The 8,437-nt window shown below is 40.3% G+C and carries 8 protein-coding genes; 6 read left to right on the top strand and 2 right to left on the bottom strand.

Features of this window, described 5'->3' with window-relative positions:
• The 4 genes from Q0X89_RS10645 to Q0X89_RS10630 all read left to right on the top strand — a co-directional run.
• Nucleotides 1-958: molybdopterin cofactor-binding domain-containing protein (locus tag Q0X89_RS10645; RefSeq protein WP_297693937.1), on the top strand; the 958-nt coding region annotated here is incomplete at its 5' end.
• Between the two features lie 62 nt (nt 959-1,020).
• The gene (locus Q0X89_RS10640) at nt 1,021-3,279 is read left to right on the top strand and encodes a molybdopterin cofactor-binding domain-containing protein (protein ID WP_297693934.1); all 2,259 of its coding nucleotides are present in this window, start codon (nt 1,021-1,023) and stop codon (nt 3,277-3,279) included.
• 297 nt (nt 3,280-3,576) lie between these two features.
• A complete protein-coding gene (locus Q0X89_RS10635; RefSeq protein ID WP_297693932.1) occupies nt 3,577-4,362 on the top strand; it encodes a sigma-70 family RNA polymerase sigma factor in 786 nt (261 codons plus the stop codon).
• Entirely contained in the window at nt 4,359-4,766 is a 408-nt protein-coding gene (locus Q0X89_RS10630; RefSeq protein WP_297693930.1) for a hypothetical protein, read from the top strand. The genes Q0X89_RS10635 and Q0X89_RS10630 overlap by 4 nt, the downstream gene beginning before the upstream one ends.
• Before the next feature lie 187 nt (nt 4,767-4,953).
• Here Q0X89_RS10630 and Q0X89_RS10625 read toward each other — a convergent pair whose 3' ends face one another.
• Together Q0X89_RS10625 and ftsH are read right to left on the bottom strand one after the other, a co-directional pair.
• Nucleotides 4,954-5,340, bottom strand: coding sequence for a hypothetical protein (locus tag Q0X89_RS10625; RefSeq protein WP_297693928.1), 387 nt, complete (start codon nt 5,338-5,340; stop codon nt 4,954-4,956).
• 22 nt (nt 5,341-5,362) lie between these two features.
• A complete protein-coding gene (ftsH, locus tag Q0X89_RS10620) occupies nt 5,363-7,315 on the bottom strand; it encodes an ATP-dependent zinc metalloprotease FtsH (RefSeq protein ID WP_297693926.1) in 1,953 nt (650 codons plus the stop codon).
• A gap of 157 nt (nt 7,316-7,472) precedes the next feature.
• Here ftsH and Q0X89_RS10615 point away from each other — a divergent pair, with 157 nt between their 5' ends.
• Both Q0X89_RS10615 and Q0X89_RS10610 read left to right on the top strand, forming a co-directional pair.
• Entirely contained in the window at nt 7,473-7,859 is a 387-nt protein-coding gene (locus tag Q0X89_RS10615) for a hypothetical protein (RefSeq protein WP_297693923.1), read from the top strand.
• 26 nt (nt 7,860-7,885) lie between these two features.
• On the top strand, nt 7,886-8,437 hold a 552-nt coding region (locus Q0X89_RS10610), incomplete at its 3' end, for a trypsin-like peptidase domain-containing protein (RefSeq protein WP_297693921.1).

Below are 8,437 nucleotides of genomic sequence, written 5' to 3'. Positions count from 1 at the left end.
CAGACTTTATGGTCATTTTATGGTGGAGGCCGCAGCAATCTCACAAAAAGCAAAAGCGCCTGTGAAACTTGTTTATAGCCGGGAAGACGATATGTCGCAAGGCATGTACCGCCCAAGCTATTCCGCCACCTATCGTGCTGCACTCGATGAAAAAAACAATTTAACTGCACTCCATGTAAAAGCCGGGGGCATACCAGAGAGCCCACTCTTTGCCAACCGTTTTCCGGCAGGGGCTTTAGACAACTATTTAGCGGAGGATTGGACTATCGAATCTAATATTACAACAGGTGCATTTAGGGCTCCAAGATCAAATTTCATTGCTGGCGCCGAACAATCGTTTCTGGACGAAGTGGCAGAGGCGGCAGGTAAAGACCCGATAGAATTTCGACTTGAATTATTAAAAAGGGCCCAGGAAAATCCTGTAGGTGAAACTAATGACTATGATGCTGGTCGATATGCAGGGGTATTAGAATTGGTCAGGGAAAAATCAAATTGGGAATCCAATGATCCAAGTATGCACCGCGGAGTTTCAGCCTATTTTTGTCATAATAGTTATGTAGCTCAGGTTCTTGATATTGAAATGGAAAACGACAAACCCATTGTTCAAAAAGTTACTTCAGCCATTGACTGTGGTATTGTCGTAAATCCGGATGCAGCGACCAACTTAGCCGAAGGTGGGGTTGTAGACGGAATTGGCCATGCGATGTACAGTGCAATTACTTTTAGGGATGGAATGCCAGAACAGAACAATTATGACAAATACCGGTTGATTCGGCATAGTGAGGCCCCAAAGTCCATCGAAACTCATTTCGTAGACAATGGAATAGATCCTACCGGACTTGGTGAACCACCATATCCGCCTATTATGGGTGCATTGGCTAATGCTTTATACAAAGCTACGGGCAGAAGGCATTACCATCAGCCCTTTATTCTAGACAGGCCTCCATTGGTAGGATAACTTATAAATATTCTTTGGAACACTCTGGATGAAATATTCTGAAAACTGCTTACACTTAGAAAATGAATGCGATTAAAACAAAAATAGGTCGGCGTGCTTTTATAAAAAACACCAGCCTTGCCGGTGGTGGCTTAGTCCTGGGCTTTAGTTGGTTAAATTCCTGTAAACCTAAGGAGGTAGAAAAAATGGTGGCGAAGGGAATACCCAAGGAATGGTTCGAAATCAATGGCTATCTAAAAATTGGTGAAAATGGGTTGGTAACTATAATGTCTCCCAACCCTGAAGGCGGTCAGAACATAAAAACGTCCATGCCCATGATCGTTGCCGATGAATTAGACATTGACTGGAATGATGTTATAATAGAACAGGCCCCTTTAAATACAGATTTATTCAGTCGTCAATTTATAGGCGGCAGCAATGCCATTCGATTCGGATGGAATGGACTTAGAATGGCTGGTGCATCGGCCCGTCACATGCTTCGGGAAGCAGCCGCACAGGCCTGGCAGGTGCCCTTAGAAGAAATCACAACAGTTGCTGGAGTATTACATCATAAAGGAAGTGGCAAATCTTCAGGGTACGGAGAAATGGCTTCGGCAGCGGCCCAAATTCCTGTCCCGGATGAAGTTGAACTTAAAGAAATTAAGGATTTTAATATTATTGGCACATCGCGTAAAAATGTAGATGGGTTGAAAATCGCAACAGGGCAAACCTTATTCGGCTCTGATATCTATAAAGAAGGAATGCTGACTGCAATGATAGTCCATCCTCCCGCTTTTGGCATGAAACTAAAATCAATTGACGACTCAGGAGTCAGGTCAATGCCCGGGATAAAAGATGTTTTTACAATCAAAGTATTAGATGATGATTTTGAAAGGCAGCATTTTGATACTTGTACGTTTCTCGAAGTTGTTGCCATTGTAGGAAATACTACCTGGGAGGTAATGAATGCCAAAAAAGCAATTACTGCTGAATGGGAACCTTTTAAAAGCTATACGGAACAAAAACGATTTTATGGTAGGTCAACAGTTCAAACCCTGACCATCCCAGCTGGTTTGGAGAGTACAAACAATCACAAGGCTAAAATGTCTGAGATGGCAAAGAAACAGGGTCAAACGGTCCGTAAAGATGGTAACCCGGAAGCTGCATTTAAGAATGCAGCCAGGGTAATAGAACGCACTTATACGGCTCCTTTCCTTGCTCACAATTGTATGGAACCCATGAATTTCTTTGCCGATGTACGAAATGGTAAAGCTGCACTAGCCGGGCCATTGCAAAAAGCAGAATTAACTGAACAAGCGTTATCAGCTCGTTTAGGAATTCCTGTTGAGCAAATTGATATCCAATTAACCCGCCTGGGTGGAGGCTATGGTCGACGTTCTTATGCTCACTGGGCCATAGAAGCAGCTCTTATCTCCCAAAGAATGAATGCTCCGGTGAAACTCATTTACACCCGGGAAGATGATATGACGGGAGGCATCTATAGGCCGATGTACCAGGTTACCTATAAAGCCGCCTTAGATGAAAAAAATAGTCTAACAGCAATTCATATAAATGCAGGAGGTATTCCAGAAAGTCCTTTATATGCCAATAGATTTCCTGCCGGAGCGGTAGATAACTACCTGGCAGAAAGTTGGACTATCAATACAAATATTACCATTGGTTCTTTTAGAGCACCGCGCTCTAACTTTATGGCGAGTGCGGAACAGTCTTTTCTGGATGAATTGTCGGAAGCGGTTGGAAAAGATCCCATTGATTTCCGTTTGGAGCTTTTAGAAAAAGCCGGGCAGAATCCGGTAGGTGAAAATAATGAATATGATGCGGAACGTTATGCCGGCGTCTTGAAATTGGTAAAAGAAAAATCTAATTGGGGTAGCAGTGATAACGTGTTAAACCTTGGAGTTTCCGCTTATTTCTGTCATAATTCCTATGCTGCCCAGGTCCTGGACATGAAATGGGAGAATAACAAACCAGTTATTGAAAGAGTTACGTGTGCAATTGATTGTGGAATTGTGATTAATCCGGATGCTGCAACGAACCTCTGTGAAGGCGGTATTGTGGATGGTATTGGGAATGCATTGTATGGAGAATTGCCTTTCAAGGATGGTTTACCTGAAAAATCTAATTTCGATAGGTATCGGATGATTCGTATGAGTGAGGCGCCCAAAGAAATTAATGTTCATTTTGTTCAAAATAATATAGATCCTACAGGCCTGGGTGAACCTACCTTCCCCCCTATTTTTGGAGCCTTAGCCAATGCGTTATACCAGGCGACAGGGAAGCGGTATTATCACCAACCCTTTATTTCTAATAAGCCTGTTTAAGGTAGTATGGGAAGTAATCCAAGCCTTATTTTTCAGGTCAAACCAATTTTCTTTTTTATGCCGACCTTTTTTATCCTGTCGGGGAAATAACCCGATTCTTTATTTCTATTTGCATTACGTCTATTTACTATTTATAGCAGTCTTTATTAATGTCCACCATGCTCTAAGTATAAGGCTATTCTAATCTTTATTTCTACAAGCAATGTGAATCAGGACTAGAAATTTTCAACAATGATCAAAATCATTTGATCAGTCATGATAACATTGCATTTTTACATAACTCAAAAACGCTTAATTATGGAAAATTCAACTGCTAATTACAAAAACAAGAAAGCATTCCATCTATTTGTAGCCCAGTCCTATACGGATCTGGTTCAATTGAAGAGAGAAAACAAAAAGGAAGAGTTTAATTCGCTGCTTTTAAAGGTTATGCCCGAGGTGAAACGCTACATCATAAGGAAATTAAATACCGCCATGTCAAAAAATCTTATTCCCAGGGGAAAGTACAAACCTGAGGATATAATGGATCAACTTTTTATTGAGGTATATGACCACTTTGATGAAATTAAGAGCAAAGAAGACTTTCACCCGTGGTTGTTTAAAAAAGCTGATTCACTGCTGGACGAAATCAAGACCGACGAAGAGTTCGATACACTTTTTTTGGACAATATAGATTCCTATGCCCAGGCAGAATGGGATAGCATGGCTGAAAAATTTAGCGTTGATGGCGATGGCGACTATGTTATGATGGAAGAACTGGATGATATATCGTACAAAAGACACGATTATATTTTAAAAAACATTTTCCTGGAGGATAGCAGGGATATGATGGCCAAATTGGATAAAGATCTTGGCAAAGAGAATATTCGTAAGCATACCGAAATGGTATTACATCATTTACCGGCCGATATGCGTACTGTTTTTGAACTTTTTACAGAGCACCAATTTGAGGCATCCGAAATCTCTAAAATACTCAATAGAGAGATTCGGGAAATTGAACAACTCCTGGAAGATGCACGAAGCAGCCTTGAAACCACTTTTTATAAAAGATTTGTAAACGGATTTAAAAAAGAAACAACATGAAAACTACAAGTGCTAACCCTAAACCAGACGTCTTATTAGGAACAGGATTGAATGATTTGCATATAGAAAGCCGGGAATGGCTTGAAACAATAGCCTTCTGGAAAGATGAGATACGTTTCTTTACCCGCATTCTTCAGGAAAAAGAAACTAAAGAGCGTGCAAAATCTGAATTGGGCAGAATACTTGAAAGTCTTGATAAAATTCACGCTGATTTGTTCGATTATATGTCAGAAGAAATAATGAGACATGAAATTCTATTATCACGCCTTCAAAAAGGAGAAAGGGGTTTGGCAGACATTGATTATAGAAATCAGCACGACAAGGTCAAAAGCACTATGGCTAAATTTGAAGGTGAATTCAGGGATTTCAAAAGGTTAGTCTTTGATTATGCCAGGGAACTTTAAGAAAAAAGAATGCTTCAATAAATGGTTGGTTAGTAGAATTTATAATCTGAGCATGACTTCACAATTATGAATTCATGCTCAGTTCGTTGAAAGAATATGGAATTAAAATTTTGATTTGATATTCAAAACAAAGGTCACTTTTACCCAATTTAAAAATACCCTACCAAAAGAAATCATACGGAGTAAACTACATATACTTGGTAAGAAAACGGAAGAATTCCTTTTTCAAATCAGCATAAATCCGCCGTTGAGTCTCCATTTTATTACGAAATTCCAGATGTTTCTTGACTAGCGCAGTATCAAGTGCATCCTGTCCTGTTTGGCTTTGACCTGCTATCCTGGTTTCATGTATTTCTATAGCCTCTTTTAGCTTGTCAATAATCCCGTCATGAAGGATAAATTCATTTTGGTAATGCTCTAGTTGTGCCAGTACCTCTTTATCGGTCCAACGGGTTACCAGCTCGCTTAATCTGTTGTTAAAGGATTTAAGTTCATCTTCCCAAAAAGCCAGTTCAGACCACCATTGTTGGTGTTCAAAGTGCAGGTCAGTGTTGTAAATAACTTCTTTCTCCATGATATTTTGTTTTATTTTTTTCTTATTCATCCTCTTCTACTTCAGCAACAACTCTTTTTCCCATGATCTTTTCCAAATCTTCTTTTTCAACTATTTCTTTTTTCAACAAAAGTTGTGCAAGTTCCTCCAATTCTGATCTGTGTTCCATAAGAAGATCCTTTGTTCGATTGTAGCAGCTGTTCACCAAGTCCTGTACCTCTTTATCTATTAACTGTGCCATATTCTCACTATAGGGTTTCCCAAACATTCGTTCGTTCTGTCCTGTGGAGTCGTAATAACTAATTGGTCCAATTTCCTTATCGAGTCCATAATAGGCAACCATAGTATATGCCTGTTTTGTTACTTTTTCCAAATCATCCAATGCTCCGGATGATATCTCGTTAAAAATAATTTCCTCTGCGGCTCGCCCGCCAAGAGATGCACAAATCTGATCTACAAATTGAGCCCTTGTTACAATTTGCCGTTCTTCGGGCAGATACCAGGCAGAGCCCAGGGATTTTCCCCGGGGAATAATAGATACTTTAACCAGGGAATCCACATTTTTTAAATGCCAGCTTACAACGGCATGCCCGGCCTCATGGTGTGCCACAATTTCCTTTTCCTTGGGTGAAATTATTTTACTCTTTCTTTCCAGTCCTCCTACAACCCGGTCCCTGGCCTCCATAAAATCTTCCTGCTCAACCTCCTCCTTCTTTTTTCGTGCAGCGATGAGTGCAGCTTCATTACAAATATTGGCAATATCGGCCCCCGAAAATCCCGGACTCAATGCCCCAAGTTCCTGAAGGTTTACATTTTTAGATAATTTAAGGTCGCGTATATGAACCCCAAAAATTTCAATTCGCTCTTGTTTGTTGGGTAGTTCAAGGTAGATATGCCGATCAAACCTGCCAGGCCTTAACAAGGCCTTGTCTAAAACATCGGGGCGGTTGGTGGCGGCTAATACAATAACACCTGTATTAGGACCAAAACCATCTAACTCGGTTAGCAATTGATTTAAAGTACTTTCCCTTTCATCATTTGCCTGAAATGCATTTATCTTTCCACGTGAACGACCCACCGCATCTATCTCATCAATAAAAATTATACTAGGTGCTTTTTCTTTCGCTCGCCTGAATAGATCCCGAACCCTGGAAGCACCTACTCCGACAAACATTTCTACAAACTCGGAACCAGACATAGAAAAGAAAGGTACTCCTGCTTCTCCTGCTACTGCTTTTGCCATCAAGGTTTTACCAGTTCCGGGAGGACCAACCAACATAACTCCCTTGGGAATTTTAGCGCCTAATTTGGTGTAATGCTCCGGGTGTTTGAGAAAATCAACCACTTCAATAACCTCTGTCTTAGCCTCTTTCAAACCGGCAATGTCATCGAAAGTAACCTTACTTTTATGACCTTTCTCCGTTAACTGTGGAGATGACTTTCCAAAATTGAACAGGGGATTCGAGCCTCCTCCTGTACGCATTCTTCGAAAAAAATATCCCCAGAATAGTAACAAAAATATAAGAGGTAAAAGCCACGGAATGATATTCCACATATTTATTCGGTTCTCATAACTTACTTCTACTTCTTCCTCAGTAGTGAATTCCTGTTGTGCTATGGCCATTTTGTTTTCAAAACTTTCCACAGAACCAATCTGGATAGCATAATGTGGTCCTGTTTTAGAGCTAATGGCATTATCCCTAATCCATTGATGCTTTGAATCCGACAGACTTTCTTCTTTGATATATACTTCGGCCACTTCCTTGTTGATAACCACTATTTTAGCAACCTCATGTTGAGAAAGCATAGTATGCTCAAACTCTTGCCAGGTTATTTCTTTGGTAATAGCAACAGGATTTGAAAAAATATAAAACACCAGAAGTGTCGTAAAAAGCAAAATATAACCCAGATTGATATTATATCCTCCGCCTGGCTGTTTCGGCTTCCCTTTTTTGGAGGGATCAATATTCGTTTTTTTATCAGACGATTGTTTCATAATTTTTATTCAGACAGGATGAGCAGATAGCAATTGAAATAGCATCATTCGCAAATCACCGGATATAAAAATATATCTATATAATCATCCCTGAAATGATGTAGGTCATTCCTAACTATTCAGACATGCTATTATTTTGTAATTAAAATTATAAGGCATGGCTAATTTTAAAATGTTTCGATATCTTTTGGTCCTTACTACCTTGATTTTCATTGGTAGCTGCGGCCCGGTTGTAGTCACTACAGGAATCAGTGAACCCCCACCCCCATGGTTCTATCCTAATCGGGTGGAAGTGGTGCGCTATGTCTATTTCCCGGAATACTTTTTTTACTATGACCTATCGGCCCGCACTTATATTTATTTGGACGGGGGCGTTTGGGTTAGGCGAAATGTATTGCCGCCAAGATATCGCAATTTAGATCTGCGGCGCTCACGGTATGAGCGGATAAAAGGATATCGTAACGATGACATCCAAAGGTACCATGAGGAACATAACGCCAATCGGGGCAGAAGCAATAGAAATACACCCGGCAGAAGAGGTTGATATAATAACTCAATAAATTTAAAACCATGAAAAAACTAAAGAGCAGTATCGAAATACTACTGATAGGGCTGGTAACTATTTCACTGGCATCATGTAAGGATATAAATGGTTTAACAGAAAGCAGCGATATTGAGCTGCCGCAATTTTATGCCGATCAAAGAAGCAGTGGCCAGACCTACCAAAATGACATAAGAGAAATCCAGAGAGGACCGGTTGATTTTACCGAAACCGCCAAAAAGGTATTGGATGCAGTTGTTCATATCAGGTCGCTACAGACCAGTATGAGCGACAATTCCGATAGACTGCCTCCTGATTTACCAGATTTATTTCGGGATTTTTTCGGAGACCGTTTTCAAATGCCCGAAAATATGCCAAGGCAACCTATGTACGGCTCCGGATCTGGTGTAATTATTGACAAAAAAGGACATATCGTGACCAATAACCACGTTATCCAAAATGCCACTGAGCTGGAGGTTACGCTCCACAATAATGAAACCTACAAGGCTACTGTAATTGGAGCCGACCCCACTACAGATCTGGCCTTACTACAAATTAATGGCAAGGATTTAAAAGCCTTA

Source organism: uncultured Eudoraea sp., from assembly GCF_947258525.1.
In the GTDB taxonomy this organism is placed as follows: Bacteria; Bacteroidota; Bacteroidia; order Flavobacteriales; family Flavobacteriaceae; genus Eudoraea.
The sequence above is the reverse complement of the archived record's forward strand: the minus strand, read 5'-3'. Positions and strand labels throughout refer to the sequence as shown.